The sequence below is a fragment of the Pseudohalioglobus lutimaris genome (assembly GCF_002866825.1).
Classification (GTDB): domain Bacteria; phylum Pseudomonadota; class Gammaproteobacteria; order Pseudomonadales; family Halieaceae; genus Halioglobus; species Halioglobus lutimaris.
In genome coordinates, this window is sequence record NZ_PKUS01000018.1 from 55,589 (window position 1) to 82,336 (window position 26,748).

At 58.9% G+C, this 26,748-nt stretch carries 24 protein-coding genes; 11 read left to right on the forward strand and 13 right to left on the reverse strand.

Annotated features, from left to right (window positions below):
• Nucleotides 1–58 precede the first annotated feature (58 nt).
• The gene (locus C0039_RS13430; protein ID WP_101518347.1) at nucleotides 59–1,777 is read left to right on the forward strand and encodes an alkaline phosphatase D family protein; all 1,719 of its coding nucleotides are present in this window, start codon (nucleotides 59–61) and stop codon (nucleotides 1,775–1,777) included.
• Between the two features lie 55 nt (nucleotides 1,778–1,832).
• Here C0039_RS13430 and C0039_RS13435 read toward each other — a convergent pair whose 3' ends face one another.
• The gene (locus C0039_RS13435) at nucleotides 1,833–2,360 is read right to left on the reverse strand and encodes a fasciclin domain-containing protein (protein WP_075999397.1); all 528 of its coding nucleotides are present in this window, start codon (nucleotides 2,358–2,360) and stop codon (nucleotides 1,833–1,835) included.
• Nucleotides 2,361–2,648: 288 nt separating this feature from the next.
• On the opposite strand from C0039_RS13435, the gene C0039_RS13440 reads away from it, so the two are divergent.
• From C0039_RS13440 to C0039_RS13460, 5 genes are all read left to right on the forward strand, one after another.
• Nucleotides 2,649–2,933, forward strand: coding sequence for an ArsR/SmtB family transcription factor (locus C0039_RS13440; protein WP_207796449.1), 285 nt, complete (start codon nucleotides 2,649–2,651; stop codon nucleotides 2,931–2,933).
• A 108-nt stretch (nucleotides 2,934–3,041) separates the two neighbouring features.
• Entirely contained in the window at nucleotides 3,042–3,305 is a 264-nt protein-coding gene (locus C0039_RS13445; protein WP_101518348.1) for a hypothetical protein, read from the forward strand.
• Nucleotides 3,306–3,315: 10 nt separating this feature from the next.
• Nucleotides 3,316–3,519, forward strand: a complete 204-nt coding sequence (locus tag C0039_RS13450; RefSeq protein WP_075999396.1) for a YgaP family membrane protein — start codon at nucleotides 3,316–3,318, stop codon at nucleotides 3,517–3,519.
• A gap of 27 nt (nucleotides 3,520–3,546) precedes the next feature.
• Nucleotides 3,547–6,858 carry an efflux RND transporter permease subunit gene (locus tag C0039_RS13455; protein WP_101518349.1) on the forward strand — a complete coding sequence of 1,104 codons (3,312 nt, stop codon included), beginning with the start codon at nucleotides 3,547–3,549 and terminating at the stop codon, nucleotides 6,856–6,858.
• On the forward strand, nucleotides 6,858–7,904 hold the full coding sequence (locus tag C0039_RS13460; RefSeq protein WP_101518350.1) for an efflux RND transporter periplasmic adaptor subunit: 1,047 nt from the start codon (nucleotides 6,858–6,860) through the stop codon (nucleotides 7,902–7,904). Before C0039_RS13455 ends, C0039_RS13460 begins: the two co-directional genes overlap by 1 nt.
• 43 nt (nucleotides 7,905–7,947) lie before the next feature.
• On the opposite strand, the gene rpoD is transcribed toward C0039_RS13460, so the two are convergent.
• The 4 genes from rpoD to rpsU all read right to left on the reverse strand — a co-directional run bounded on the left by rpoD (nucleotide 7,948) and on the right by rpsU (nucleotide 13,015).
• Nucleotides 7,948–9,765 carry an RNA polymerase sigma factor RpoD gene (gene rpoD / locus C0039_RS13465; protein ID WP_075999393.1) on the reverse strand — a complete coding sequence of 606 codons (1,818 nt, stop codon included), beginning with the start codon at nucleotides 9,763–9,765 and terminating at the stop codon, nucleotides 7,948–7,950.
• Between the two features lie 206 nt (nucleotides 9,766–9,971).
• Nucleotides 9,972–11,900 (reverse strand): DNA primase, encoded by a 1,929-nt coding sequence (gene dnaG, locus C0039_RS13470; RefSeq protein WP_101518351.1) that lies wholly within the window; start codon nucleotides 11,898–11,900, stop codon nucleotides 9,972–9,974.
• Between the two features lie 429 nt (nucleotides 11,901–12,329).
• Nucleotides 12,330–12,785 carry a GatB/YqeY domain-containing protein gene (locus C0039_RS13475; RefSeq protein ID WP_075999391.1) on the reverse strand — a complete coding sequence of 152 codons (456 nt, stop codon included), beginning with the start codon at nucleotides 12,783–12,785 and terminating at the stop codon, nucleotides 12,330–12,332.
• A 14-nt stretch (nucleotides 12,786–12,799) separates the two neighbouring features.
• Nucleotides 12,800–13,015 carry a 30S ribosomal protein S21 gene (gene rpsU / locus C0039_RS13480; protein ID WP_075999390.1) on the reverse strand — a complete coding sequence of 72 codons (216 nt, stop codon included), beginning with the start codon at nucleotides 13,013–13,015 and terminating at the stop codon, nucleotides 12,800–12,802.
• A 257-nt stretch (nucleotides 13,016–13,272) separates the two neighbouring features.
• Between rpsU and tsaD the strand changes: the two genes are divergently transcribed.
• Genes tsaD through folK form a run of 3 tightly spaced genes read left to right on the forward strand, consistent with a single transcriptional unit; the run spans nucleotide 13,273 to nucleotide 15,178 of the window.
• A complete protein-coding gene (gene tsaD, locus C0039_RS13485) occupies nucleotides 13,273–14,310 on the forward strand; it encodes a tRNA (adenosine(37)-N6)-threonylcarbamoyltransferase complex transferase subunit TsaD (RefSeq protein WP_101518352.1) in 1,038 nt (345 codons plus the stop codon).
• Nucleotides 14,307–14,666 carry a dihydroneopterin aldolase gene (gene folB, locus C0039_RS13490; RefSeq protein ID WP_101518353.1) on the forward strand — a complete coding sequence of 120 codons (360 nt, stop codon included), beginning with the start codon at nucleotides 14,307–14,309 and terminating at the stop codon, nucleotides 14,664–14,666. The genes tsaD and folB overlap by 4 nt, the downstream gene beginning before the upstream one ends.
• Nucleotides 14,666–15,178, forward strand: a complete 513-nt coding sequence (gene folK, locus C0039_RS13495) for a 2-amino-4-hydroxy-6-hydroxymethyldihydropteridine diphosphokinase (RefSeq protein WP_101518354.1) — start codon at nucleotides 14,666–14,668, stop codon at nucleotides 15,176–15,178. Before folB ends, folK begins: the two co-directional genes overlap by 1 nt.
• On the opposite strand, the gene C0039_RS13500 is transcribed toward folK, so the two are convergent.
• The 4 genes from C0039_RS13500 to rsmA are packed head-to-tail and all read right to left on the reverse strand — an operon-like array spanning nucleotide 15,160 to nucleotide 18,476.
• Nucleotides 15,160–16,398: a multifunctional CCA addition/repair protein gene (locus C0039_RS13500; protein WP_075999386.1), complete on the reverse strand. Its 1,239-nt coding sequence runs from the start codon at nucleotides 16,396–16,398 to the stop codon at nucleotides 15,160–15,162. The two genes, folK and C0039_RS13500, sit on opposite strands and share 19 nt — an antisense overlap.
• A gap of 45 nt (nucleotides 16,399–16,443) precedes the next feature.
• Complete coding sequence (locus C0039_RS13505) at nucleotides 16,444–17,274, reverse strand: symmetrical bis(5'-nucleosyl)-tetraphosphatase (protein ID WP_101518355.1); 831 nt, start codon at nucleotides 17,272–17,274, stop codon at nucleotides 16,444–16,446.
• 1 nt (nucleotide 17,275) lies between these two features.
• Nucleotides 17,276–17,689: a Co2+/Mg2+ efflux protein ApaG gene (gene apaG / locus C0039_RS13510; protein WP_075999384.1), complete on the reverse strand. Its 414-nt coding sequence runs from the start codon at nucleotides 17,687–17,689 to the stop codon at nucleotides 17,276–17,278.
• A complete protein-coding gene (gene rsmA, locus C0039_RS13515) occupies nucleotides 17,682–18,476 on the reverse strand; it encodes a 16S rRNA (adenine(1518)-N(6)/adenine(1519)-N(6))-dimethyltransferase RsmA (protein WP_101518356.1) in 795 nt (264 codons plus the stop codon). Before rsmA ends, apaG begins: the two co-directional genes overlap by 8 nt.
• A gap of 123 nt (nucleotides 18,477–18,599) precedes the next feature.
• On the opposite strand from rsmA, the gene C0039_RS13520 reads away from it, so the two are divergent.
• Together C0039_RS13520 and C0039_RS13525 are read left to right on the forward strand one after the other, a co-directional pair.
• Nucleotides 18,600–19,379 (forward strand): ABC transporter permease, encoded by a 780-nt coding sequence (locus C0039_RS13520; RefSeq protein ID WP_243391618.1) that lies wholly within the window; start codon nucleotides 18,600–18,602, stop codon nucleotides 19,377–19,379.
• A complete protein-coding gene (locus tag C0039_RS13525) occupies nucleotides 19,379–20,089 on the forward strand; it encodes an ABC transporter ATP-binding protein (RefSeq protein WP_165787134.1) in 711 nt (236 codons plus the stop codon). The genes C0039_RS13520 and C0039_RS13525 overlap by 1 nt, the downstream gene beginning before the upstream one ends.
• A 10-nt stretch (nucleotides 20,090–20,099) precedes the next feature.
• On the opposite strand, the gene C0039_RS13530 is transcribed toward C0039_RS13525, so the two are convergent.
• The 4 genes from C0039_RS13530 to C0039_RS13545 form a co-directional block, all read right to left on the reverse strand.
• On the reverse strand, nucleotides 20,100–21,905 hold the full coding sequence (locus tag C0039_RS13530; RefSeq protein ID WP_101518357.1) for a hypothetical protein: 1,806 nt from the start codon (nucleotides 21,903–21,905) through the stop codon (nucleotides 20,100–20,102).
• An 87-nt stretch (nucleotides 21,906–21,992) separates the two neighbouring features.
• Complete coding sequence (pdxA, locus tag C0039_RS13535; protein ID WP_101518358.1) at nucleotides 21,993–22,988, reverse strand: 4-hydroxythreonine-4-phosphate dehydrogenase PdxA; 996 nt, start codon at nucleotides 22,986–22,988, stop codon at nucleotides 21,993–21,995.
• Entirely contained in the window at nucleotides 22,985–24,262 is a 1,278-nt protein-coding gene (locus tag C0039_RS13540) for a peptidylprolyl isomerase (protein ID WP_101518359.1), read from the reverse strand. The genes pdxA and C0039_RS13540 overlap by 4 nt, the downstream gene beginning before the upstream one ends.
• Nucleotides 24,252–26,642 carry an LPS-assembly protein LptD gene (locus C0039_RS13545; protein ID WP_243391619.1) on the reverse strand — a complete coding sequence of 797 codons (2,391 nt, stop codon included), beginning with the start codon at nucleotides 26,640–26,642 and terminating at the stop codon, nucleotides 24,252–24,254. Before C0039_RS13545 ends, C0039_RS13540 begins: the two co-directional genes overlap by 11 nt.
• Between the last annotated feature and the right edge of the window lie 106 nt (nucleotides 26,643–26,748).

The following is a 26,748-nucleotide window of genomic DNA, read 5'->3' on the forward strand; positions in this document are numbered from 1 at the left end:
TTTTAGCTTTCACCAAAAACTGGTATACCGGTGACTTTCCCAGTCGGAGTACTTGATCATGGACAAAAAACCTGACCTGATGCGTCGTCGCATCGTACAGGGAGTAACGGCCGCGACGCTGCTGCCCCTGCTCGGCGCCAATCTTATTGGTTGCTCAGACAGCTCCGATCGTACGCGGCAGCCCTCCGTCCCGGCTGACTTCCTGCACGGCGTGGCTTCAGGAGACCCGCTGCAGGACCGGGTTATTCTCTGGACGCGCCTGTCGCCTGAGCGTGATGGCACAGTGCAGGTGGACTGGGAAATTGCCAGCGATCGCGAATTCACCGATGTGGTTAATCAGGGCAGTGGGACCACTGCTGCTGAGGTTGACTACACCGTAAAGGTAGATGCGTCAGGCCTTGCTCCCGGGACGCGTTATTACTATCGTTTTACCTGCGGGGAGAACGTTTCGCCCATAGGCAGCGCGCGTACGGCTCCCTCAGGTCTACTGGCAGCGGCCAGCTTCGCTGTGGTGTCCTGCTCCAACTATCCCGCCGGCTATTTTCACGCCTACCGTGAAATTGCCAATCGGGATTACGACGCAGTGCTGCACCTGGGTGACTACATTTATGAGTATCCCGCTGATGGTTATGCCAGTGAGGATGCCGAGGCGCTGGGCAGGGTTTCAGAACCTGCCAACGAGTTGCTCGCACTCGATGACTACAGGCGTCGCTATGCGCAGTACCATACTGACGCAGACCTTCAGGCCTGTCATGCGGCGCATCCTTTCATTGTCGTATGGGATGATCATGAAGTTGCCAACAATACCTGGAAGGATGGCGCGGAAAATCACGATCCTGAAACCGAGGGTGATTTTCTCCAGCGCCGAGCACAGGCGATACAGGCGTGGTATGAATGGTTGCCGGTGCGCCCGCCAGCGTCTGAGCAGGATATTACCTACCGTCGTTTTGCCTATGGCAGCCTGGTCGACCTTATCATGCTCGATACAAGGGTGATCGGGCGGGACAAGCAGCTCGAATACACCGAGTTTACCAATGGCGGGCTGATCGACGTGGACGCGGTACGCGCTGCGACGGCAGATCCCGGGCGCTCTATTCTGGGGGAGACGCAGCGTGACTGGTTGAAACAAGCGCTTACGGACAGCACAGCGCGCTGGCAGGTGCTGGGCCAGCAGGTGCTGATGGCCAGGCTGGTGATGCCGGAGCCGCTGGTACGCCCGTTAACAGGCGGCGGTGATGGCGGCCTTGAAGAGGCTACCGCTGCACTGCTTGCCTCCCTTGGCGCCAAAGCAAAACCACCGGAGGAGCGCTCACCCGCGGAGCAGGCCCTGCTTGATTCTGTCATTCCCCTCAATCTGGACGCCTGGGATGGTTACGAATTTGAACGCGAGGACTTGTTGGTGCACGCCAGCCAACTAAGCGCTCGCATGGTCGTTCTGGCCGGGGACAGTCATAACAGTTGGGCCTCACAACTGACACTGGCAGACGGAACCCCGGTTGGGGTTGAGTTTGCTGGCACCAGTGTCACCTCGCCGGGGGCGGAGGGGCAGTTAGGGGCGGAGAACGCCCGGCTGTTTGCGCCGCTGGCGCCGCAGCTGGTGGATGACCTGAAGTACGCCAACCTGGCAGACAGGGGCTTTCTCGAAGTGCGTTTTGGCGAGGATGATGTGAGTGCGCAGTGGCACTATGTCTCGGATATCAAGCAGGCGGAGTTTGTGTTGCTGGCAGAAAGATCGCGCAAGGTGACGGTAAGCAGGGCTGATATGTTGCTTGCGTGAGCCCTGCTACCGGGTTCACAGGCACCCGCGAAGCGAGTGCCGTTTGCTGTAAAGCTTACAGGTTAGGCAGCAGTACGCTGTCGATCACCCATACGATACCGTTGGAAGCGCGCACGCCCTCACAGGTAACAACCGCGTTGTTAACGCGTGCTTCACCACCGGAGCGGGTGAAGTAGACGTTTTGGCCCTGCAGGGTATCGCGAGCAACCGCTACGGAACCGGCGAACTTGCGCGGGTCCTGGTGGCCGGTAGAGACGTGGTAAGTAAGGATACCAGTCAGCAGCTCAGTGTCAGCCAGTGCTGCGTCCAACAGCGGCGCGGGCAGGGCTGCGAACGCGTCATTTGTTGGGGCATATACAGTGATGTTGTCGGTCGTTGCCAGGGCGTCGCCCAGGCCAGCGGCGGTGACAGCGTCAACCAAAGTGCTGAGAGCCGGTGTGGCAACGGCGGCATCGACGATGGTGCCGTCAAAGTTGGCCAGGTTGGTGGAGGTGCACTCGGAGAACGATGCGGCCTGCGCACCAGTGGACAAACCCACGGCGAGTGCGGCGGAGGCGATAGCGATAGACAGTTTGTTTTTCATGGTTAGCTCCAGAATTTTTCAATGAGTAAGTGGTGGAATACGCCTGGTCGCAATTTGCTGATTGGCTTCGCCCCTCCCGCGCTGTTCCTGGCCATCAGCAATTACTTACACGTTGTTACGGTCCGAATTTGGGTCTGGATTTATCGACCCTGGGGGTTTTGGTTTTTTCTTCCCGCGTCATCGCACCTCTGTGAACTTCGATTTCAGCATTAGTTGACTCTAATATAATGAATTACTAATATATGGGTTCTTACTGGATGCAGGGTGAGCTCCGTGGACTTATCTGCTATGCAAAACAATGCCGAGGCCGCGACCGGGCTGCTTAAGTCCCTGGCTAATCCTAGTCGCTTGCTGGTGCTGTGCGCCCTGGTTAGCAGAGAGCACACCGTGGGTGAACTGGAAGTTCTGACAGGGCTTAGTCAGTCTGCCATTTCGCAACATATGGCCCGCCTGCGTGAGGCGGGAATCGTCGATACCCGGCGCGACGCCCAGCGCATTTTTTATTCTCTGGACAATCCAGAAGTGCGTGCAGTCCTGGAAACGCTGCACGACATTTACTGCGCTGATGCGTAACGATAAATGGAGAAGCGCGAGCGATGGGAGGTTGTATGGCAAAGGTAGTGATAATGGGAGCCGGTATCGGTGGCGTGTTGCTGACATATGAGTTGAAGGCGGAGCTGGGTGCTGCCGGCGTTCACCGGTTCCCACGAGGCGACATGGGCGACGATCTGCCTTGCAGACATGGGCGATAGCGGCGCCGCAGTCGTGGCAATCCCACAGATGTCGCCGCGCAATGTTATCTGGGCAAAGCAAGGCAAGTGGGTGCACCTGGCGAAGGTCGCCTTTGAGAAATATCACCTGCGTAAGGTGCGCAGAGGTAGTACTTATCCCATACATGAGAAGTTCATTCTCAAAATGATGGGCATTGAAAAACTGAAATCATGAGGACACTGTTATGAACGTTGACAAACTGGTGCTGGCAATCGCCGGCGTTTTCATTTTGCTCAGCCTGGTGCTGAGTCACTTTCACTCGCAAAATTGGTTGTGGTTTACTGCCTTCGTCGGTGCAAACCTGTTTCAGGCGGCCTTTACCGGATTCTGTCCTCTGGCTGTTATCCTGAAAAAATTGGGACGACAGCCAGGCTGTGCTTTCCAGTAATCGCTTGTCGCGGAAACTCTACAGATTATGAATCACCCCGTTGATCGCCTTATCCACTACTCGCTTCGTGGCGGCCTGCCCAAACTGATTTTCGTGGCGGGTCTGTTCGCTGGAATATTGGCGTTGCTGTATACGCCTCGTGAGGAGGAGCCGCAAATTGTCGTGCCGATGGTGGATGTGCTGGTAGAGGCACCGGGCCTGGGTGCACAGCAGGTAGCGCGACAGGTAACGATTCCGCTGGAAAAACTGCTGTCGCAGATTCCGGGGGTAGAGCATGTGTACTCGTCAACAGGGACTGGCCGGACTGCTGTTACCCTCAGCTTCCACGTGGGGGAGGATCGGGAAGATTCGATCCTGAACGCATACAACAAGCTTTATTCAAACCAGGATAGCCTGCCGCCGGTGGTCAGTCGCTGGATGATGCGACCGGTGGAAGTGGATGACGTGCCGATTGTTATGCTGGGGCTGTGGAGCGATGACCCGCAGCGCTACAGCGACTTTGAGTTACGGCGCATGGCGGATGAAGTGTCTACTTTCTTGCAGGGTATCCCCAGTACCAGCGAGGTGAATGTTGTCGGTGGCCGCCCGCGTACGGCGCGCATTCTGATAGACCCGGAAAGTATGGGTGCACGCAATACCACGGCCCAGGATATCGTCCAGGCGCTGGCCGTGTCCAATGTGCTGCGCAGTGCAGGGGACTGGTCCTTCGGCAACCAGTCCATCGAACTGCAATCTGGCGACGTGCTGCGTGACAGCGGCGAGCTAGAAAGCCTGGTGATCAATGTTATCGACGGCGTGCCGGTGTATCTGCGCGACGTCGCGCGTATCGTGGACGGCCCGGCTGAGCCCGACAGTTATACCTGGATCGGCTTCTCGCCGCATCACGCGGCAGGCGATATCGGTACGCGGCCCATGGTGGCGATTTCCGTTGCCAAGCAGCCGGGTTCGAACGCCGTCGGTGTGGCCCGTGATGTGCACGATCTGATGGCCGAGCTGCGGGACAATTTCCTCCCCGGTGAAGTGCATGTGGAAGTGCTGCGCGATTACGGGCAGACCGCCAATGAAAAGGTTAACAACCTGGCCAGTAGCCTTGGCTTCGCCATTTTTACCGTGGTGGTGTTCATAGGGGTATTTCTCGGCTGGCGTCCGGCTGTTGTTGTGGGCCTGGCGGTGCCTATTTGCTACGGACTGACCCTCGCCATGGACATGGCACTGGGTTACACCATCAACCGGGTGACCCTTTTCGCCCTTATTCTTTCCCTTGGCTTGCTGGTGGACGACCCGATTACCGGTGTCGACAACATCAGCCGGTTTATGGGGCGCAAGGATGTTACACCAGGTGAACGGGTGGTCGCCGCGATGAGCGAGATCCGGGTGCCGCTGATTATGTCTACTGTGACCATCATTTTTGCCTTCCTGCCGCTGGCTGCCATCACCGGCATGATGGGGCCATACATGGCGCCCATGGCTTTCAACGTGCCCGCCAGCGTGGTGACCAGTACGCTGGTCGCGTTTCTGGTGACGCCCTGGCTGGCCAGCAAGTTATTGAAGGAGGCGCCAGTAATCGAGAGCCCCGCGGCGGCAGACGGAGGCCTTTACGGGCGATGGATGGCGCCGCTTCTGGGCAATCGCCGGCGCGCAAAAATGAGTCTGTGGCTGGTGCTTGGGCTGTTCATCGTGACTGCAAGCTTGCCCTTGTTCCGGCTGGTGCCACTGAAGTTGCTGCCTTTTGACAACAAGGACGAAGTGCAGGTGCTGATCGACATGCCGGAAAGTGCCAGCCTCGAGCAGACCGCCGCTATGGCAAGGCAGATAGCCACGGAAGTGACCCGATTGCCGGAAGTGCGCGCAGTGGCGGCGTTTGTCGGTGAGCCTTCACCTATAGACTTCAACGGGATGGTGCGTGGCTATTATCAGCGGGTCGCGCCAAACCTGGGTGACCTGCGCATTACCCTGGCAGACAAGAGCGAGCGTGCGCAACAGTCGCACGGCCTGGTGCTGCGTTTGCGTGAGTTGCTCAAGCCCTTCAGTGTGGATGGTGTTTCCATCAAAGTGGTGGAGGTGCCACCCGGCCCGCCCGTGTTAAGTACCCTGGTCGCTGAAATCTACGGTGACGCCGTGACGCCCTACGCGACCCAGAAACAGGGCGCACATGCGCTGATGGAGCGCCTGGCACGCGAACCGCATGTGGTGGAGATCGACTCCACCATTGAGGCAGACAGGACCCGGCTGCGTTTTGTCACCGACCGACAGAAGGCTGCCATTTCAGGGATCGCCACAGATGACATTGCCCAGACTCTGGCAATGGCTAACGATGGTTACGTGGCCGGATACGTACAGCTACCGGATGAGGCCCGGCCCCTGCCCATCGAGCTGCGCCTGCACCCGCAACAACGCGTTGCGGACAGCGACTTCCTGCGACTGTTGGTGAAAGGCCGCCAGGGGGTGGCGAAGACCAGTACCGCCCAGGGCCTGGAGATTGCGCCGCAGCCGCTGGCCGCCATGGGAGAACTGGGCGCCTTTGAGGCGGGGTTGGCTGACCAGACCATTCATCGCAAGGACTTGCGCCCCGTCGTATACGTGATGGCCGAACTCAACGGTCGCACCCCGGCTGAGATCATAGCTGACGTCCATGCGGATATGGATAAGCCGGCGGGGACTGCTAATGATTGGCAGTCTCGCACCTTCCTCAATAGCGGTGCGGGTGACGGCTGGGGCCTCCCTGAAGGTACTGACGTGCAATGGACCGGTGAGGGCGAGTGGCGCATCACCAAGGATGTGTTCCGCGATATGGGTCTGGGCTATGCTTTCGCATTGGCGGCGATCTTTTTCGTCCTGCGGGTACAAACCAGCTCCACACCTCTATCCCTGATTATCATGCTGTCCATTCCGTTGACCGTCATTGGCATCATGCCGGGCTTCTGGATGATGAACCAGTTCGGCGAGCGCTGGGTGGCGGGAGCGCCGGATCCGGTCCTGTTCACTGCCACGGCCATGATCGGGATGATCGCGCTGGCCGGCATTGTGGTGCGTAACTCACTGATTCTGGTTGAGTTTATTGCCCAGGCAAGGGAGCGAGGAGCCAGTATTCGCGATGCTCTCCTGCAGGCGGGCTCCGTGCGCATGCGCCCGGTACTGCTGACTGCCGGTACCACGATGCTGGGGAATCTGATTATCACCCTTGACCCGGTATTCTCCGGCCTGGCGCTGGCAATTATCTTTGGCATCGTCGCTTCGACGGCATTTTCCCTGATCGTGGTGCCTCTGGTGTACATGCTGGTATTTGATAAACCGAATGAGGCGTCGGAGCCCGTTATCTCTCCGGCGGAGGACCTTTAATGATGAACAAACTGCTGCTTCCCCTGGCTGCCGTAGCGCTACTGTTAGCAATGATGGCGTGGATGGCGGGGTATTTCAGTGAAAAAATTGAACCCGGTCTGGCGCAACCGGCCACTGCGAACACTGCCGATGCAGTTGAAGTGCGCCGTGAGGTGGCGACGTTCACCGAGCCGGTACCGGCATCGGTAGAAGCAAAGGAGGCGACGATCATATCTTCACGATTGTTGGCTCGCATCACCTCGATCAACGTTCGCGCCGGTGATTATGTAGAGGAAGGGCAGTTGCTGCTGGAACTGGAGCAGGCCGACCTGCTTGCCCGTGCCCAGCAGGCACGGGACCGGGTTCAGTCAGTGGAGGCGAGGATGCGAGAGGCGCAGCAGAACCTCGACCGCAGTGAGGCGTTGCACAAGCGGGGTCTGATTGCGGTGGCGGCACGTGATGCCGCCCGCGCTGATGCCGCCGCCCTCGAGGCAGACCTTTCCTCAGCGCGTCAGTCGCTGCAGGAGGCAGAGGCCGCAGTGGGCTTCAGCGAAATCCGCTCGCCGATTGCAGGCCGGGTAGTTGATCGTTTCGCAGAACCCGGTGATACCGCCTCTCCGGGCGCCAAACTGCTTTCTCTTTATAATCCGTTTTCACTCTGGGTAGAGGCAAGAGTGCGAGAGCAGTTGGCGTTGTCGCTGGAAATGGGTCAGACCCTGACTGTTGAAGTGCCCTCTTTGGGCAAAACCCTGGATGCGAGAATCGAGGAGATCGTACCGGCAGCAGACCCCGGTTCGCGCAGCTTTCTGGTGAAGGCAGTTCTGCCCAGTGAAAAAAACCTGCTACCGGGTATGTACGCCCGGATGCTGGTGCCTGCTGGCGAGCGCGTGCGAATGCTGGTCCCTGCAGACCGCGTAGCGCAGGTGGGGCAGTTGGATGTGGTGTGGGTGGCGCAAGAGGGTACTGTGGTGCGCCGCTTTGTTCGGCTGGGCCGACCTGCGGGGCAGGATATGGTCGAAGTGGTCAGCGGGCTCGCTGAGGGCGAACGGGTGATGCCGCGCCCCTGATCACCATGCAAAAGATGGCGACCAGGTTCACGGTATTCGATAGTTATTCGTCGAGGAAGCTGCGCAGGTAATCAGAACGGGTCGGATGGCGCAGCTTGCGCAGTGCCTTGGCCTCGATCTGGCGGATACGCTCACGGGTGACATCAAACTGTTTGCCCACTTCTTCCAGGGTGTGGTCAGTGTTCATGTCGATACCGAAACGCATGCGCAGTACCTTGGCTTCGCGCGCGGTGAGGCCCGCCAGCACTTCCTTGGTGGCTTCCTGAAGGCCTTGCCCTGTCGCGGAGTCGACCGGCGAGGAGATGGTGCTGTCCTCGATAAAGTCGCCCAGGTGAGAATCTTCATCATCACCGATAGGGGTCTCCATCGAAATCGGTTCCTTGGCGATCTTCAGCACCTTGCGCACCTTGTCTTCCGGCATATCCATGCGCTCGCCCAGTTCTTCGGGTGTCGGCTCGCGACCCATCTCCTGCAGCATCTGGCGGGAGATACGATTGAGCTTGTTAATGGTCTCAATCATGTGTACCGGAATACGAATGGTACGCGCCTGGTCGGCGATGGAGCGGGTGATAGCCTGGCGAATCCACCAGGTAGCATAGGTCGAGAACTTGTAACCGCGACGATATTCAAACTTGTCCACAGCCTTCATCAGGCCGATGTTGCCTTCCTGAATAAGGTCCAGGAACTGCAGGCCGCGGTTGGTGTACTTCTTGGCGATGGAGATCACCAGGCGCAGGTTGGCCTCCACCATTTCTTTCTTCGCGCGTCTTGCCCGGGCTTCGCCCATTGACATACGGCGGTTAATTTCCTTGATCTCGCTGACGGTCAGGCCGCTTTGCTCTTCGACCTGCTTGATCCTGCGCTGCATGCGCTGGATGGTCTCTTTTTCAGCGTTGAGCTTGCTACCGTAATCTTTCTTGCGCGCGTGCCTGGATACCCACTTGAGATCTGTTTCTGAACCCTGGAAGGAAGAAATGAAATCCTTGCGGGGCATGCCGCAAACCTTGATGGCGAGGCGCATGATTTCCCGTTCCTGATCGCGCACGGCGGTAAGGATGTTGCGGGGAGTGTCACTGATCGGATCAAAAACGCGGGGAGTCAGCTTGAAGAACTTGAACAGTTCACCCAGTTTCTCCATTTCCTTGATGCTGGCCGGGTCCTGGCGACCCTTGGCGGCAATGGCCTTCTCGGTTTTGTTGTACTGGCGCTTGAGTGCAGTGAAGCGCTTCTTCGCCTCAACGGGATCAGGGCCGGTGTCGACCTCTTCATCATCATCGTCGTCGTCAGTCGTCGCGTTGGCGGCGGCCGCTTCTGCCATTTCGGCAGCAGAGGGCACGTGCTCAGCCGGATCCAGGTAGCCGACCATGATGTCGGCCAGGCGGCGCTCTTCCCTGGTGACCAGCTCGTATTCGTTGAGAATCTGCTTTACCGCACCAGGATAGAGTGCGAGGGCAGCCAGGAGTTCTCGAATGCCTTCTTCAATGCGCTTGGCGATAACGATCTCACCCTCGCGCGTCAGCAGCTCAACCGTGCCCATCTCGCGCATGTACATACGCACCGGGTCGGTCGTTCTGCCGGCCTCGGTCTCCACGGCGGCCAAAGCGGCAGCGGCCTCCGCTGCGGCGATGTCATCGGCCGAGGAGTCGCCCTCTGTCATCAGCAGTTCATCGGCGTCGGGAGCCTGCTCGAATACCTGTATGCCCATGTCGTTGATCATCTGGATGATGTCTTCAACCTGGTCCGGATCGGAGATGTCCTCGGGGAGGTGGTCGTTCACCTCGGCATAGGTCAGGTAGCCCTGTTCCTTGCCTTTGGCGATGAGGGCTTTCAGGCGTGACTGTTGTTGTACCGCGTCATTCATTAAGCTGGCACCTTTGAATATACAAAAAAAAATCAGCCGGCAATTATAGACATGAAACAGTGCCTTAACCACCTAAAAGCCGGGATATTTAGCTAAATATGGCCCGAATATGCCCTGATCTTCGGATTTTCTTATATGAGGGCGAATCGGCCGATTACAACGGCGTGTAGTGAAAGAAAAATCAGTGATGAATTACGCTCGTCATATCAGTGATCGCGTCGGTTTCGTTCCTCATCACGCTGCCGTTTTTCCTGCAATAACTCACGTAAACGTTGCTTTTGCAGTTCACTCACCTCAGCGTAGTTCGTGAGTTTGAGTTTGTCGACCTGCTCGGCAAGTTTTGATTGGTGTGGCAATCGGTGTGCAAGGTTATGCATGATGTCGGCAAACTGCTGCTCTATTCCCTCGGTGGGAATGAGGCGCTCCTGGCCGGCCAGTCGATTGAGCAAGCCTCCCTCCGGAGTGCCGTACCAGTGCCCCAGCAGCATGCCGGTATTGGACTCCGGTCGGCGTTGCACCAACTCTATCAGCGACCTCAGCAATATCGCGTCGTCACCGCTCAGATCCTGTAACTTTGCAGTCTGTACGTTGCGAGCGATTTCAGGCTTGTGCAAAATCAGGGCGATAGCGCTCTGGGCGAGGTTGGAGTAACCCCGCATGGGCGCGTCCGGAGGCCGTGATGGCGCCGAGTGCGGTGTGTCATCATCACCATCGAAGTGGGCATAGTCATCCATCTGCGGTGGTGGCAGATCCTGGTAATCCTGTGGTGGCGCTGAAGTCGGCTCAGCCGCCTCTCCGGGAGCGTAGCGCTCCCGGGCAGGCGCAGGCGCAGTCACTTCCAGGCGCAGCAGGCTCTCCAGTTCCAGCCCGGTGTGTTCGGCGAGCGCCTGGAACATCAGTTGTCGATACACGCCTTCGGGTAACTGCCTGATATAGGGAAGGGCAAGCTTGCTCAGCCGTGCGCGGCCGTCGAGTGAACTGGTGTCTATGCCCTCGGCAACGGCGGCGAACAGGAATTCCTCCAGTGGCTGTGCCGAGCTCAATCTTTCTTCGAATTCTGCGGCTCCGCCACTGCGTACCATTGTGTCCGGGTCTTCGCCCTCGGGCAGGAACAGGAAACGTGCCTGGCGGCCATCTTCCATGCAGGGCAGGGCGGCCTCCAGAGCGCGAAAGGCGGCCTTGCGCCCGGCTTCATCGCCATCAAAGCAAAAAATCACTTCCGGGCAGCGCCGGTATACCCGTTCAAGATGGGCTTTGCTGGTGGCCGTGCCGAGTGTCGCGGTGGCGTAGCTGATGCCATACTGGGCGAGGGCGATAACGTCCATATAGCCCTCGACAACCAGCACCCGCTCCAGTTTGCGGTTAGCCTGCAGTGCTTCGTAAAAGCCGTATAGCTCACGACCCTTGTGGAAGACGGCTGTTTCAGGTGAGTTCAGGTACTTGGGCTTGTCGTCGCCCAGCACCCGCCCACCGAAGGCGATGACCCGCCCGCGTTGGTCGCGGATGGGGAATACCACCCGGTCGCGGAAGCGGTCGTAGACACGGCCCTTGTCGTTTTCCACCAGCATGCCGGCTTTCATCAGCTGCTGCCGCTTTTCGTCGCTGTCGCCCAGCGCCTTGATCAGGTTGTCCCAGCCAGGGGGTGCGAAGCCCAGCCCGAACTGCTGTGCGATCTGGCCGGTGAGTCCGCGCTGTTTGAGGTAGCCCACGGCGTTTTCGCGCTGCGGGTGCTGGCGCAACTGCAGCTTGTAGTAATTGGCTGTCTGTTCAAGCAGCTTATACAGGGACTTGTTGCTTTCCTCCTGTCGTTCTTGTGCCTGGCCGCCGCGCGAGGGCTCACGCTGTACTTCCAGGCCAACACTGGTCGCCAGGGTTTCAACGGCCTTGGGGAACTCCAGGTTCTCGTAGTCCATTACAAAGCCGAGGGCATTGCCGCCGGCGCCGCAACCGAAGCAATAGTAAAACTGCTTGTCGGGGCTTACCGAAAAAGAGGGTGTTTTTTCTTCGTGGAAGGGGCAGCGCGCGCTGTAGTTCTTGCCGGTTTTCTTCAGTTTCACCCGTCTGTCGATCACTTCGACGATGTCGACGCGATCGAGCAGGTCATCAATGAAGGTTTGTGGGATTCGTCCGGCCATAGCGGGTTAGTGTAACGCCATTGTGATTGTTGCAGTATGCCGTTTTGGTGCAAGCGGCAGTCTCAGACTATGAACTATCGGCACACAGGTCCCTGACCCCGTCACGAAAACCGCCAGAAAGCAGCATCCTTGCCGGGCTTGGGCTCCGCCATCCCTGGCTGCGCACATTTTCGTGACGGGGTCAGGCACCTGCGTGCCTCGCGCGGGTATTGGCGCAGATTGCGTTACGGAGGCCTGGTGAGCGATCACCCCGGTGCCGGGACGTGCGCAGCCAGGGATGGCGAAGCTCGAGCCTGTCATGGACGACGCATTTTGGTGATCCCGGTACCGGGGTGATCGCTCACCAGGCCGGATAGCCTGCCTTCACCACAGGGCTCGCACAGCAGGCCCGGTGTTGTAGTGATTGGGTGAGAGCGGGTAGCTGAAACGCTATCCGAGAAGCCGTGCTTTAACCAGGCCGCTGACCGCGCCCATGTCTGCCCGACCCTGGAGTTTGGGTTTGAGCTGGCCCATTACCGGGCCCATCGCCGCCATACCGGAGGCGCCGGATGCGGCGATGGCCTCGTCGATCAGGGCGATAATTTCATCCTCGGAAAGTTGCTGGGGCAGGAATTCCTGGAGCACCGCGATCTCGGCGTTCTCCTTGTCGGCCAGTTCCGTGCGGCCGGCGTCCTGGTACTGCTGAGCAGAATCGCGGCGCTGTTTGACCATCTTGTCGAGTACCGCCAGGGCACGGGCATCGTCAACGTCGATGCGCTCGTCAACTTCGATTCGCTTGAATTCGGCCTGTATCAGCCTGATGGTACCCAGTCTGTCTTTATCCCTGGCCTTCATGGCCGCCTTCATAGCGGCCCGGATGGTCTCGGTGAGCGATTGCTCAGTCATAGGGGATTCAACGCCTAGTAGAGGCGGACGCGCTTGCGATTTTCCCGGGAGACCTTCTTCAGGTGACGCTTGACCGCAGCGGCTGAGGCACGCTTGCGTACGGTGGTGGGCTTTTCGTAGTGCTCACGCTTGCGTACTTCAGCCAGAACGCCGGCTTTCTCGCAGGAACGCTTGAAACGACGCAAGGCTACGTCGAAAGGCTCGTTTTCCTTGACCTTGATTTGGGGCATTAACTCTACACCTGTCTCTGTTGTTTGTTACGGGCACCGGTTAATGGGCCGGTGAACGCCTGAAAGGGCGCGCATTCTATACTTATCGGAAGGGGTTTGCAAAGGCCTGCGGGCCGCTGAAGCCGGTAATATTCAGGGCCGGGCGGGCTGATATGGGAAAATCTGCGCGGCGCGGTGGGAAATCGCCCGGAAATCAGGCTGGTTTGCGTCTTTTGCAGCCAGTATCATGCGCTCGTTAGTCAAATGAGACTCCTTTTATGTTGATCCTGGGCCTGGAAACTTCGTGTGACGAGACCGGTGTTGCGCTGTTTGATACAGAGCGCGGTCTGCTGGCGCACGCTCTGTTCAGCCAGGTCGATATTCACGTCGAGTACGGTGGCGTGGTGCCCGAGTTGGCCTCCCGTGATCACGTACGTAAAACCTTGCCGCTTATTGAGGAAGTCATCAATGATGCAGGCATTACCGCGGCCGAAATAGAAGGTGTGGCCTACACTGCCGGCCCCGGCCTGGTTGGCGCCCTGATGGTAGGGGCGACTCTGGCCAGGTCCCTGGCCTGGGGCTGGGGTGTTCCCGCCCTGGGTGTGCATCATATGGAGGGCCACTTGTTGGCACCCATGTTGGAGGAGGAGCGCCCCGACTTTCCGTTTATCGCCCTGTTGGTTTCGGGAGGGCATACCCAGTTGGTAAGAGTCGATGGTATTGGCCGCTACCGGTTGCTGGGCGAGTCCCTGGACGATGCGGCGGGTGAGGCTTTTGACAAGACCGCAAAAATGCTTGGCCTGCCCTATCCCGGTGGTCCGCATATTGCCCGCCTGGCGCAGCAGGGTGAGCCCGGGCGCTTTGACTTCCCCCGGCCCATGGTGAACCGGCCCGGGCTGGACTTCAGCTTCAGCGGGCTCAAAACCTTTACCTTGAACACTGTGGAGGCCTGTCGGCAGAATGGGGAGCTCAGCGAACAGGAGCGCTGTGATATTGCCCGGGCTTTTGAGGACGCTGTCGTCGCCACGCTGGTGATCAAGTGCCGTCGTGCGCTGCAGCAGGAAAACCTGCACACCCTGGTAATGGCCGGTGGCGTCAGTGCCAACGCGAACCTGCGAGCAGAACTGAAACGGGCGCTGGCGAAAGAGCAGGCCCAGGTGTTCTACCCGGCGCCGATGTTCTGCACTGACAATGGTGCCATGATTGCCTACGCTGGCGCCCAGCGTTTGCTGGCGGGTCAGGTGGATGGCGCAGAAACCCGGGTGCGACCGCGCTGGCCCATGGAAGAGTTGCTGCCCGTCGAGGGTGCCGCATGACCGATATTGTTTATATCCGCGGCTTGCAGGCAGAAGCTGTAATCGGTGTCTATGACTGGGAACGCTCAATCCGCCAGACCCTGATCCTGGATCTGGAACTGGCCAGCGATAACCGCGCTGCCGCCGCGACGGACGCCATCGAGGACGCGGTTGACTACGACGCCATATCAGGGCGTATCCTGGGCTACGTGGGAGACAGCGAATTCCAGCTGATCGAAACCCTGGCTGAGCGCATCGCGGAGCTGTTGCAGCGCGAATTTGGCGTGACCTGGCTGCGGCTGCAGTTGGCCAAGCCGGGCGCGGTAAAGGCTGCGGACAGTGTTGGCGTGATCATCGAGCGCGGCAGTCGTTCCTGATGGCGCGCGTCTACCTTGGTTTGGGCAGTAATATTGAGCGGGAACGCTACATCACCGCTGGCCTGGATGCCCTCGACGGTCTGTTTGGCGCGCTGCAGCTGTCCCCGGTCTATGATTGCCCTGCAATGGGTTTTGAGGGGCGACCGTTTTTGAATCTGGTGGCCGGCATTGACACGGAATTCAGTCCGGCGGAGCTCGCCCGCACCCTGCGTCATGTTGAGACGGAGCATGGGCGCCCGGCAAACGCGCAGCGCAATTCACCCCGTCAGCTTGATATCGACATTCTTACCTACGATGATCTCACCGGCGTGATTGACGGGGTGGAGCTGCCGCGCGCCGAGATTCTCTACCACGCCTTTGTATTACGTCCGCTGGCCGACCTGGTGCCGGATGAATGTCACCCGGTGTTGGGAGAGACCTATCGCTCGCTCTGGGAGGCCTTCGACCAGGGCTCACAGCAGATTGCCCCGATCGTTTTCCACTGGCGTGGACGTCAGCTGCCCAAGCCCTGAACGCCGGCTCTAAGTGACTCCAGCCTGCTTGCGCGTTCGCCGCTGATGGCTTCTCCTATTGCCTTGCCGTGCAGGCCCTTGTCGGCGAAGTCGCTGGCGTTGACTTGCGCGGCCAGCTGCTGTGCGCGACGCAGGTAGTCAGCCTGTGGGTAGGGCTTGTCTTCACTTCCCAGGCGCCCGCGTGCATCCGCTTCACAGGACAGCAGGAAGGCCTCGAAGCGCTCAGGCCGGCGCAGTGCATCGGTGACGGTGAGCAACTTGAGTAGTGTTTTACCGCGTAACTCCATGGCCCGGTGACTTAGCAGGTGGTACTCGCAGACTTTCAGCGCCAGCTCTCGGTACAGGTTCGGTGCCTTGAGTCGGCGACAGGCGGCTTCAACCAGCTTGACGCCGCGGTGTTCATGGGCGATATGTCGTGGCAGCTCCTGCTCAGGCGTAAGACCTTTGCCCAGATCGTGTAGCAATACGGCGAAGCGTACGTCGTTGCCGCCATTCAGCCTCACGGCCTGCTGCAGTGCCAGCAGCGTGTGTGCGCCGGAATCGATCTCCGGGTGATGCGCCTCCGGTTGCGGCACACCAAACAGCGCATCCAGTTCGGGTAGCAGTTTCGCCAGCGCGTTGCACTGCCGCAGCACTTCAACGAAGACCTCCGGGTTGCGTTCACCCAGGGCACGATCCATTTCGATCCACACACGTTCGGCCGGCAAATGCGCCAGCTCGCCCTGCCCGACGATTTCGGTCATCAGCGTCATCGTCTCTTGGGCAACGCTGAAGCCCAGGTGGGCGTAACGGGCGGCGAAGCGGGCGGTGCGTAAAACACGCAGGGGGTCCTCGACAAAGGCGGCTGACACATGGCGGAGCAGGCGCCGCTCGAGATCGTGTTGACCGCCGTAGGGGTCAAACAGGTTGCCGTCCTCATCCAGCGCCATGGCGTTGATCGTCAGGTCGCGTCGCAGCAGATCCTCCTCCAGAGTGACGTCTTTGTCGCAGTGGACGGCAAAACCAGTATATCCGTGACCCTGTTTGCGTTCGGTGCGGGCAAGTGCATGTTCGTCGCGGGTTTGCGGATGCAGGAAGACGGGGAAGTCCTTGCCTACCTGCTGGAATCCCAGGGCCAGCATTTCATCGGGGGATGCGCCCACCACCACCCAGTCCTGTTCGTGGACGGGATAGCCGAGCAGTTGGTCACGGACAGCGCCGCCGACAAGATAGGTTTGCATAGGGTGAGTCTACAGAAAGCGGCAGCCGCTGGGGACCTCGCTCGCCTAATCAGGTATGGTTTGGTTGCCACTTTCGCAGCGGCAGCGGGTCCAGGCACCTGTCTCGAGACAGTAGAGTGATAAGGAGCCGCCCCAGACGCAGCCCGTATCCAGCCCGATTGCATTGGGTGTGTCGGTTTTCCCCGCCAGTGAGGCCCAGTGGCCGAACAGGATGCGATCATTGACTGTCTTGCGTCGCGGGTGACTGAACCAGGCTGATACTTTTTTGCCGTTACAGGGTGCTTCGGGGCCCTTGTGAACCAGATCCAGCCAGCCCTCGTCCGTACAGTAGCGCATGCGCGTCAGGTAGTTGGTTATCACTCGCAGACGGGCCATTCCCGTCAGTTCCCCGGACCATACGGCGGGTTCGTTGCCGTACATGGTGCGCAGGAACTCTACGCAATTCGGGCCGCGCAGTACTGTTTCGACCTCTTGAGCGCGCTTTACAGCTTTCTTTACTGACCACTGCGGGGGGATCCCTGCATGGACCAGAGTATAGTCATGCTCGTGGTGGATCAGCGGTTGGTGAATCAGCCACTCAATGAGCTCCCCACGATCCGGCGCTTCGAGAATTTCGTCCAGCGTGTCAGCTTTTGACGGGCGCCTCGCGCCGCAGGCAATCGCCAGCAGGTGCAGGTCATGGTTGCCCAGGACCATCACCAGGCTGTCCCGCAGCTGGTAAAAGAAGCGCAGGGTCTCCAGGCAGGACGGGCCTCGGTTAACGATGTCGCCCGCCGACCATAATACGTCTGTTGCAGGGTCAAACTTTACCGTTTGCAGCAGGCACTTGAGGGGTTCCAGGCAACCCTGTACATCGCCGACTGCATAGGTGGCCATGTCAGTTCAATGCCGTCGGCGTATGCAGGGTGAACGGTGCTACAGGCACTTCGAATGTGGGCAGTTCACCGGGCGATACGTCCATGGGCTCCCTCACCACCATATAGTAGCTGCCCTGCATATAGCCCAGGGGAGTGGCCAGCGTGGCACCGCTGGTGTAGCGGTACGATTCACCTGGAGGGATCACCGGCTGCTCACCCACTACGCCCTCACCGCGCACCTCCTGTATCTCTTCGTTGGCATCGGTGATGATCCAGTGGCGTGAGACCAGCTGTACGGGCAGGTCGCTGGCGTTGCTGATAGTAATGGTATAGGCGAAGGTGAAGTGCCCTTCATCCGGAATGGAATGATTGGGAAGGAAGGTGGTCACCACACTGACACCGACCAGCGAGGGGTTGAACGGGATGTTAGACATTGATGGCGTTAGTGATATCGATAAATTTTATTAGTTCCAGGGTTTCTGCCCGTGCGCCCGGGTCGATTCCCAGTTGCTCCAGCGCGCCACTATCTATAAGCCCTTTAAGGTTGTTGCGCAAGGTTTTCCTGCGCTGGGCAAAACAGGCCTGCACCACCTGACGCAGCCGGGCCTGGTCGCATTGCGGCCACGGATTCTGCGTCCAGGGGGTAAGTCGCACAATGGCGGACTGTACTTTCGGCGGCGGATCGAACGCCTCGGGCGGCACATCGAACAAATGTTCCACCTCGCACTGGTATTGCGTCATGATGCCAAGTCTTCCCCAGTTTTTGCTACCCGGCTTTGCGGCGAGTCGTTGCACGACCTCCAGCTGTAGCATGAAATGCATGTCGCGGATGATCGTTGCATTCTCCAGCAGCTTGAAAATCAACGGTGTGGAAATGTTGTATGGGAGGTTCCCCACTACACGCAGCTGCGCATCGCCACGGGCCAGCGAGGCGAAATCGAACTTCAGCGCGTCGGCGCTATGCAGCGTAAAGCGCGGATGGATGCTGAAGCTGGCGAGCAGGCCAGCGATCAGGTCGCGGTCCAGCTCGATCACATCCAGCTGGCAGCCGGAGGGTGCGAGGGTTTCGGTCAACGCACCCTGCCCGGGGCCTATTTCAACAATGTGATCGGTCACAGTGGGCGCAATCGCCGATGCAATGCGGCCAATGACACTGTCATCGGTCAGAAAGTTCTGGCCGAAGCGTTTGCGCGGACGATGTGCGGTAGGTCGGGATGACATGGCGGCTATTGTACCTGTGACCGACGTGAATACTACTGATTGCCGTTACCGGGCAGAGAATTCTGGTAAACTCCTACTCGCCGGATACAGCCAGCTCTAGCCGAACGGAAACGACTTCAACCCATGACCCTCCGCCACTATTTCAGTCTTGTCGATGTCCAGGCTCGTATGCTGTTAAAGGCGGACTCTTCGAAATTTTCACTGGGCTTCCTCTGGTGGTTTCTTGAGCCGCTGTTGTGGGTGTCAGTATTTTTCCTGGTATTCAACCTGATCCTGGATTCAGGCAGAAAATCAGGCGACTTTATCCTCTTCCTGACCTGCGGCAAGTTTGCCTTTATCTGGTTTTCCAAGACCGTTTCGCAAGCCTCTGGCAGTATTATTGCGAGCCAGGGGCTGGTGGGCAAAGTGAATATGCCCAAGTCACTGTGGCCGATGTCGGTTGTTCAGGAGAGTCTGTACCGGCAGGCAACGGTATACCTTTTACTGCTGCTGATACTGGTTGTGTTTGGTGTTTATCCGGGCGCGCCCTGGCTGTGGATGATTCCCGTACTCGCGGTCATGTATCTTGGTATTGTTGCCTGCAGCCTGATCGGTGCCTGCCTGGTTTGCATCTCCCGCGATTTCCAGAAAGTTATTCCCCTGGCGATGACCTTTTTGCTGTTCACCTCGGGCATCTTCTGGGATGTACGGCAGATCGCTGACCAGGAAAAAGCCGCGCTGCTGTTAACGGCCAATCCGCTGGCGTTCATGATCGACGCACACCGACAGATTCTAATGCACAAGCAAGCGCCGGATCTGCTGCATCTTGGCCTTATCGCGCTGGCCTCGTCGGTGTTGATCGCACTTTCAGTAGGGTATATGAGAAAGCATAGCCAGTACCTCGCATTAAAGGTGCTGACCTGATGACGCCGGAAAACCCACAGGTAATGCTGGAGTTGCAGGATGTCTCCCTCAGTTTTCGCAGCAGCAAGGGCAGTTTCGATGACGGGGTGCATCACGTGCTGGACGGCGTGTCCTTCAAGCTATACGAGAATGAAACACTGGGAATCGTCGGGCGTAATGGCGTTGGCAAGACCACGATGTTACGTATTATGGCCGGTATTCTCGCCCCCACCAGCGGTACGGTCATTACCCGGCCGGACGTGGCGGCGTCGCTGCTTACCATCGGCCTAGGCCATAGGCTGGATCTCAACGGGCGGGACAACGCGCTGCTCTCGGCCATGCTCCAGGGGGCCAGCAAGTCTGAGGCACTTGGTTACCTGGAGGAGATCAAGGCCTTCTCGGAATTGGGGGATTCATTCGAGGAGCCGGTGAAAACCTATTCTGCGGGTATGAAGTCACGCCTGGGCTTCACCACCGCGCTGCTGACCCACGTTGATATCCTGTTGGTCGATGAGATCCTCAGTGTCGGTGACGCCGAATTCAGGCAGAAGGCGGAACAGGCGATGAAGCAGCGCATCAGTGGCAACCAGACCGTGGTCTTCGTTTCCCATTCCAACGCCCAGGTCAAGGAGCTCTGTGATCGCGTGTTGTGGATCGACAAAGGGAAAATTCGTGCTGAGGGAGACCCGGAAGACACTCTGGCTCAGTATCGGGCCTCAATGAAAAAGTAGGCCCCTGGCCTCAGAGGCGGTCACTGATCTCCCTGGCCGCCTTGCGCAGTGCAACCCAGGAGGCCAGCGCTTCTCCGAAGTCCGCCGCGAGACTGCGGAACTGGTTTAATAGCTGTGCATTGTCCTTGCCCTCGGGCAGGTTACTCATATCCTTTATCTCGGCCACGGTTTGCATGGCCTGGCTGACGTTGTTGGCGCTGTCCTGCAGCCATGACTGCCAGGCGGGCGGGCGAATACTGCCGTCTGCAAGCAGGGAGTTGAGCTTGTATTGTTCCAGGCCCTGCAGCTCGGCGACCTCCCTGCGGAACAGGGTCGCCAGGCCGCGATCATTCGTCTGTGAAAGTGCGGTGGCCATATTGGCAAGCCCCTGCAGTCTGGTTTCGGGGCTGATGCCTGACTGGTAAACCGTATGATCGGTCACATACTTGCCCATGCTGAACAGGCCTTTGCCTGTCTTTGGCTCAGGTTCCCCTTCGCCCTGGCGCGCTTCTACCGGAAGATGTGGCACACACCAGTCGTAGCTCAGGATGGTTCCCTCCGGGTGCATGTGTTCAGTCATGGCACCGAACAGGTAGTCCTCGCCGCGATACACCGGGAAGTAAGGCGGGAGCAGCTGTGAGTTATCCAGTCCGGTTGCCTGTGACATGACCGCCATCTTGGTAAAGCAGGGGCGGGTGTGGCCCAGCCAATAACTGCGCGACGCCAGAGCGCCCTCCAGTCCACCGGGAAAGGCCGCCAGATGTCTGGCGGTGTCACCCTGGGCAAAGTATATCCAGTCAGTACTGGGGGAACCCGGGTCACCCAGCGTCCCGCACTGGGTGACCAGAACAGGGGAGTGGGCGTTCCATAAACGCAGGTAGCTGGCATTGGCGTCTTCGAGCTCTGCGGCCTCAACAGGGCGGCCCTGCAGTTTCTGCGTGGCCTGGCCCATATTCAGTCCGAGACATTGGCTGTGACCCGTCAGCGGATCGAAATCGGCAACAGTGCTGGCGGACAGCATCTCCTGATGATTGGCATAGAAGTCCGCTTCTCGTTCCGGGGTGCCAAACTCTATCCCCGGCTTCCGGTGAGGCGGGAGCAGGGCGGTACACAGCACATCATCGTCCAGTACGATGGCACGGTAGCCGACGGAGAGCAGCAGGCAAAGGTTGCGGGCAAGGCCATGGGTTTTTTCCCCGGACCAACGCTGGCGATCGATGAGAAAGCGAATGGCGTCCTCCTCATCCGGTCTGGCGCTGATGAGGTCAGCCATGAACTGGCTCGCCTCTTCGGCCCCGAAGTAGAGCAGGTCGCGCGGCGACGACAGGTTGAACTTATCCACCGCTTCCCGGTTTCGCTCTGCGTTGGCCGCATCGCGCGAGTCATCTATGAGGAACAGTGCCTGATGTCGGCTCAGGTTGCCGGCTCTAAGCATTGATTCCAGCAAGCGCTCAATTGCTGTCGGGCGGTCGCAGGTAATGATAAAACCGCGGGTCGCCGGCAAATCCACCGGTGGGGATACGGGTGCATTGAGGCGTTCACAGACACTCTCCGCGGACACCATCAGGCCTGCATCCCTGAGCATGCCCAGCACGTTCATCACGTCACTGGTTTGCCCCGCGAGCTCCGGTACGGTAGCGGTCAGGTGTTCTGCGTGTCGTTCCAGCGTGCGGAACGTTCTGCAGGTCTGCATGCTTTGAGCGACCGGCGGAGCCACCATGACCTGGGCATCGCTGAACTTGTCGATGAGCAGTACCGCACCGGTGAGCATATGCACGGCTTCGCACTCGGTGAAGGCATAGAGGCCCGTAGAAGGAGTTTGTGTGGGGTTGCTCATTACTGGCTCTTGGCAAGGGGTGAAAGAACGTTGATTCTATTGGCGTGGCCCAGAGGTGTAAACCAGGCGGCGGAAGAAGCGACTGTCTCAGGCGCTCGTCCGCAGGTCATTGGTGCTCATGTCCAGGGCAGTACGCAGCGCGGTAAACAGACTGTCGGGGGCAGCCTTGCCTGCTCCGGCAAGGTCAAGGGCTGTGCCGTGATCCACCGAGGTACGGATAACGGGCAGTCCGAGGGTGATGTTGACGGCATTGCCAAAGCCGGCGTACTTGAGCGTGGGCAGGCCCTGGTCGTGATACATGGCAAACACGGCGTCACAGTTGGCCAGTGCTTTTCGATTGAAGGCCGTGTCTGCAGGCAGCGGGCCCAGCAGTTGCAGGCCCTGCCGCTTGAGCTGCTCCAGTGCGGGGATAATCACATCGATTTCCTCATGTCCCAGGTGGCCCCCTTCACCGGCATGGGGATTGAGCCCGAGGACGGCGATGCGCGGCGCTGCAATGCCGAACTTTGATTGCAGGTCACTATGAACGATATGCAGGGTTTCGCTCAGCAGTTCCCCGGTAATGGCATCGGGAACATCCCGCAGTGGCAGGTGGGTAGTCGCCAGGGCCACCCGCAATTCGTCGCAGGCCAGCATCATCACCACACGGGCAGTCCCGGTGCGTTCAGCAAGTAATTCTGTATGCCCGGAAAAGGCAATGCCGGCGTCATTGATGATCGACTTTTGTACCGGAGCGGTGACCATGGCGGAGAAGGTCTTGTCCATGCAACCGTCTACAGCGCAGTGCAGGGTGTCGATGACGTATTGCGCGTTCGCCGGATTCAGGCTGCCCGCTGTGCAGGAAGCCGCAAGCGCTATTGGGCGTACCTTCAGCGTACCGGGCTGGTGTGGCTGGGGTGCTGCGTTGGGCTCAAACTCTACCAGGTCTACTGCCAGGTTCAGTTGCCTGGCGCGAGTGCGCAGCAGTTCAGGGTCGCAGACGGCAACGATTTCTGCGTTCCATGCCTGCCCGGCAGCAGCCAGAGTGATGTCCGGGCCGATGCCAGCCGGCTCGCCGGGAGTCAGGGCAATGCGCGGAATCACTTGATGTCGACAAAGGCTTCGTCGCGGATCTGCCTGAGCCAGGCGTCCAGTTCTTCATCGTACTTGCGCTGGTGCAGGTAGTTCATAGCCTTGTTGCGCGTCGCAGTGGCGGTCATATCCTCATCACGGCGCTCCAGTACCTCCAGGATGTGCCAGCCAAACTGACTGCGCACAGGCGAGGATATCTCTCCGACAGGCGTGTCACCCATGGCCTTTTCAAATTCGGGGACCATCTGTCCAGGACTGGTCCAGCCCAGGTCACCGCCTTCCTGGGCCGAGCCGATGTCATCTGAGTATTCGCGCGCCAGGTCGGCAAAGTCCTCGCCACCCTCGATGCGTGCCTTCAGCTCGGTTACCAGTTCCAGAGCCTGTTCGTCAGTCATGATCTCGGATGGCTTGACCAGGATATGGCGCACCCGGGTCTGGCTCACCAGCATGTTTTCGCCACCGCGGCGGTCCGCCATATTGATGAGGTGGAAACCGCTGTCGGAACGCACCAGTTCTGTATCACCCTTGGCCAGCGCTGGGGCGACATCGGAGAACAGGGAGGGCAGGTCGTCCAGCTTGCGCCAGCCCAGATTGCCGCCGCTGAAGGCGTAAGGTCCGGGGGCGCTGACTGCGGTCTCAAATGGACTGCCGGCGCGAATTTCAGCCAGTACCTTGTTGGCGTAGGTCTCGGCGCGTGAGATCTCGTCCGCCGGAGCGCTGGGTGAGACCGCCAGCAGGGCATGCAGAATCTGGTATTCCGGCTGGGTCAGCTTCTGGCCTTCTTCTGTTGCCAGGAAGTTGTCGGCCTCCTGCTCTGAAATCTCTATACGTTGATTGACGTTGCCGGCCTGGACTCGCTGGATGATCATTTCCCGGCGAATCTGCTCACGCATGGCCTGGTAAGACTGCCCCTGCTCTTCCAGTGCCGCGCGGAATTGGTCCAGGCTCAACCCGTTCTGGGCAGCGACACGCTGCATGGCGCTGTTCAACTGACTGTCAGAAATGCGCACGCCAACACGCTGGCCCTTCTGTAGCTGTATATTCTCCAAAATAAGTCGGTCCAGCGTCTCGCGGATCAGTACATCTTCCGGAGGCAGTTCCACGCCGCGTGATGTCAGTGTTTCACGCACCTGTTTGAGGCGCTGGCGCAGTTCGCTGGCCATGACCACGTCATCCTCTACGATGGCGACAACCTGGTCCAGCATCTCGGTCTCAGCGCGCGCTGTCCCCATGAGCAGCATGGATGCCGTCAGGCAGCAGCCGAGCAACGTTGATTTAATATTCACTGTCGTTAAAACCTCGGATCATATCCTTCATGATGCTGCTGGCCCGGCTGCCGAAGCCGCCCATGCCCTTGAGCACGATCTGAATCTGGGTGGAGTCTTCCCGCTCGAGCAGCGGGTCATTAAAGTCGGGGTTTTCCCCGGCAGCGGTATCAAAGTACCGCAGGTAGAGCAGCCGCACTTTCCAGCAGCAGCTATCATATTCCACTCCGAACATATCTTCCACGCTGGTATTGGCCTCGACCGAATAGTTCATCGCGGCGAAAACGCGCCAATTACGGCCCGCCGGGACGAAAAATGAGACGTGGGCCTGCTCGGTGGGAGGCTGCTCGGTATTCACCGTGGTCAGCGGACGACGATAGGAGTAGCCCAGGTTGATGATACTGCCGTCATCCCGCGTATAGCTGGTAAAGAAATTGCCCGAGTTCATCTTGTCGCTATAGGGATCCCAGATCAGGCTGGCGCGCGCACTCAGCCGCTCATTCGGGTAATAGGCTACTTCGGCTGCAAGTTCAGAGCCTCCTGTTTCCAGAGGCTCGTCCGTGGCCTTCAGGCGGACCTCGCGATCGCGGAAATAGATGATCTGGCCGAGGCTGGCGCTGAACTCCTCACGGCCATCTTCCTCATCGATAAAGCGTGTAGTGAGGCCCACCGAGACCTGGTTGGCGTCGTCGATACGGTCGCGTCCGGAGAAGCGCGTGTCGCGGAACAACTGGTTGTAGGTAAAGGTCAGCTCGGCGCTGTCGAAATCGGGTTGGTCGGTCTGCTCATCAAACCCACTGTAGAGGTAGTAGAGTCTTGGCTCCAGAGTCTGCAGCATGGAGTTGCCGAAGAGAGTCGTCGAGCGATCAAAGTACAAACCACCGTCGAGATTGACCAGTGCCGCACCGGCGTCCGGGCTGTTGTCCTCGAAGTTGTCGTTCTGGTTCAGGTCGTATTTCAGGAAACGGTATCTTGCGTTGGGGCGCAGGAAACCATAGGTCCAGAGCATGGGGTAGCTCAAGCCCGCTTCCGTATACAGGCGATTGCCGGTCACCCGGTCATCATCGCTGTCGAAGCTTGAATACTGGGCCATAAAAATCGGGTCGATTTCAAAGGGGGTGCCATCCGGTCGGTAGCGACCAGTGATTTGCGGCAGCTTCTTGTAGTCGTTATTGATGTCATCCGCCAGACTCTGGAACTGCTGCACTTCCACACTGGCCAGCCAGCGATCCCCGAGGTAGTCCAGCCCGCCGAACTGCAGCAGTTCGGTCTTGCGTTTTGAATCAAGACTGGAGGTCTCCAGGTCCTTGATATAGTTGACGTCGCTGGCCTTGCTGTAGTCCACCCTGGAGCGCCAGCGCTGGTTGAACAGACCGTTTTGCTTGACCACCGCCAGCCAGCGATCGTAATTGCGGTCACTGGGGTATTCGTCTTCGTAGCGCTTGTCGTTGTCCATGAATGCGCCGCCTACCATCCATTCGCCAATCAACGGATTCAGGTAGCGCGCTTTGGCTTCATGGTTGATGCCGCGCTCCTCGATGTAGCGAGGGGAGTAGAGCAGGTCGTAGTCGGGTGCCAGGTTGACGTAGACCGGCACTGAAATGTCGACGCCACCGCGGGTGTCAGAGCCTATATCCGGCCATAGAAAGCCAGTACGTCGGCGGTCGTCCAGTGGGAATTGCATCCATGGGGAGTAGAATATGGGTACGCCGGCGATGTCCACCCGGGCACCGCGGGCTACGCCCAGTCCTTCCTGGACATCGAGTTCCAACTCGCCTGCACGAATTCGCCATTCGTCTTCACCCGGGGCGCAAAAGCTGAGTTGGCCACCGTGGATATGCAAAATACCGTCTTCATCACGTGACAATACTTCGGCATTGCCGTGCAGGTGCTGTTCGTGCAGCGCGAACTGACTGTTCTCGATGCTTGCTTCGCCAGTGCGGGCCAGGATGGTAGCTCTTTCCCCGCGCAGCAGGATGCCGGGTTCGCGCAATGTGATATCGCCTTCCAGCACCGCTGTGCGGTCAACCTGGTCGAAGCGGGCACTGTCAGCCCGAATCTGTCGATAGCCCTGGTTGGCTTCGACATTGCCGCTGAAGGTGACCGTATTCTCTGTCAGTTCGGTGTTGTCTGCGCGCGCATTGAGATCGGACTCTTCAGGTGTGACTGATGTGTCGACATCACGCAGTGGATCGAGATAGCGACCATCGCAGTTGACGCACTGGTCATCACGCAGTTCTCGCGGCACCTGACGGGCTTTCACCCAGTCCAGGGGGTGTGCCTGGGCTTGCTCGCTGTTATCCTGTGCCAGCGCCGACGGGACCAATACCATCAGGGCGACGGCCAGGCAGAGAAATTGAGTGCCAGTGCGCGGTCCGGGAGCGGGAAAACTGAGCGTCATTCTTATCAGGGTTGTTTGGCGGTGAAAGGCGAAGTCTAATGCATCGAATCCCCCTTGTCCGAGAAATTTTCCCTGTCACCGGTCCGCCGCAAGGATCGACCCGCAG

Bases quoted from the DNA above. Each gene is read 5' to 3' on its own strand.
- C0039_RS13430 (WP_101518347.1), top strand. From the start codon at position 59: ATGGACAAAAAACCTGACCTGATGCGTCGTCGCATCGTACAGGGAGTA.
- C0039_RS13435 (WP_075999397.1), bottom strand. From the start codon at position 2,360: ATGAAAAACAAACTGTCTATCGCTATCGCCTCCGCCGCACTCGCCGTG.
- C0039_RS13440 (WP_207796449.1), top strand. From the start codon at position 2,649: ATGCAAAACAATGCCGAGGCCGCGACCGGGCTGCTTAAGTCCCTGGCT.
- C0039_RS13450 (WP_075999396.1), top strand. From the start codon at position 3,316: ATGAACGTTGACAAACTGGTGCTGGCAATCGCCGGCGTTTTCATTTTG.
- C0039_RS13455 (WP_101518349.1), top strand. From the start codon at position 3,547: ATGAATCACCCCGTTGATCGCCTTATCCACTACTCGCTTCGTGGCGGC.
- C0039_RS13460 (WP_101518350.1), top strand. From the start codon at position 6,858: ATGATGAACAAACTGCTGCTTCCCCTGGCTGCCGTAGCGCTACTGTTA.
- rpoD (WP_075999393.1), bottom strand. From the start codon at position 9,765: ATGAATGACGCGGTACAACAACAGTCACGCCTGAAAGCCCTCATCGCC.
- dnaG (WP_101518351.1), bottom strand. From the start codon at position 11,900: ATGGCCGGACGAATCCCACAAACCTTCATTGATGACCTGCTCGATCGC.
- C0039_RS13475 (WP_075999391.1), bottom strand. From the start codon at position 12,785: ATGACTGAGCAATCGCTCACCGAGACCATCCGGGCCGCTATGAAGGCG.
- rpsU (WP_075999390.1), bottom strand. From the start codon at position 13,015: ATGCCCCAAATCAAGGTCAAGGAAAACGAGCCTTTCGACGTAGCCTTG.
- tsaD (WP_101518352.1), top strand. From the start codon at position 13,273: ATGTTGATCCTGGGCCTGGAAACTTCGTGTGACGAGACCGGTGTTGCG.
- folB (WP_101518353.1), top strand. From the start codon at position 14,307: ATGACCGATATTGTTTATATCCGCGGCTTGCAGGCAGAAGCTGTAATC.
- folK (WP_101518354.1), top strand. From the start codon at position 14,666: ATGGCGCGCGTCTACCTTGGTTTGGGCAGTAATATTGAGCGGGAACGC.
- C0039_RS13500 (WP_075999386.1), bottom strand. From the start codon at position 16,398: ATGCAAACCTATCTTGTCGGCGGCGCTGTCCGTGACCAACTGCTCGGC.
- C0039_RS13505 (WP_101518355.1), bottom strand. From the start codon at position 17,274: ATGGCCACCTATGCAGTCGGCGATGTACAGGGTTGCCTGGAACCCCTC.
- apaG (WP_075999384.1), bottom strand. From the start codon at position 17,689: ATGTCTAACATCCCGTTCAACCCCTCGCTGGTCGGTGTCAGTGTGGTG.
- rsmA (WP_101518356.1), bottom strand. From the start codon at position 18,476: ATGTCATCCCGACCTACCGCACATCGTCCGCGCAAACGCTTCGGCCAG.
- C0039_RS13520 (WP_243391618.1), top strand. From the start codon at position 18,600: ATGACCCTCCGCCACTATTTCAGTCTTGTCGATGTCCAGGCTCGTATG.
- C0039_RS13525 (WP_165787134.1), top strand. From the start codon at position 19,379: ATGACGCCGGAAAACCCACAGGTAATGCTGGAGTTGCAGGATGTCTCC.
- C0039_RS13530 (WP_101518357.1), bottom strand. From the start codon at position 21,905: ATGAGCAACCCCACACAAACTCCTTCTACGGGCCTCTATGCCTTCACC.
- C0039_RS13545 (WP_243391619.1), bottom strand. From the start codon at position 26,642: ATGACGCTCAGTTTTCCCGCTCCCGGACCGCGCACTGGCACTCAATTT.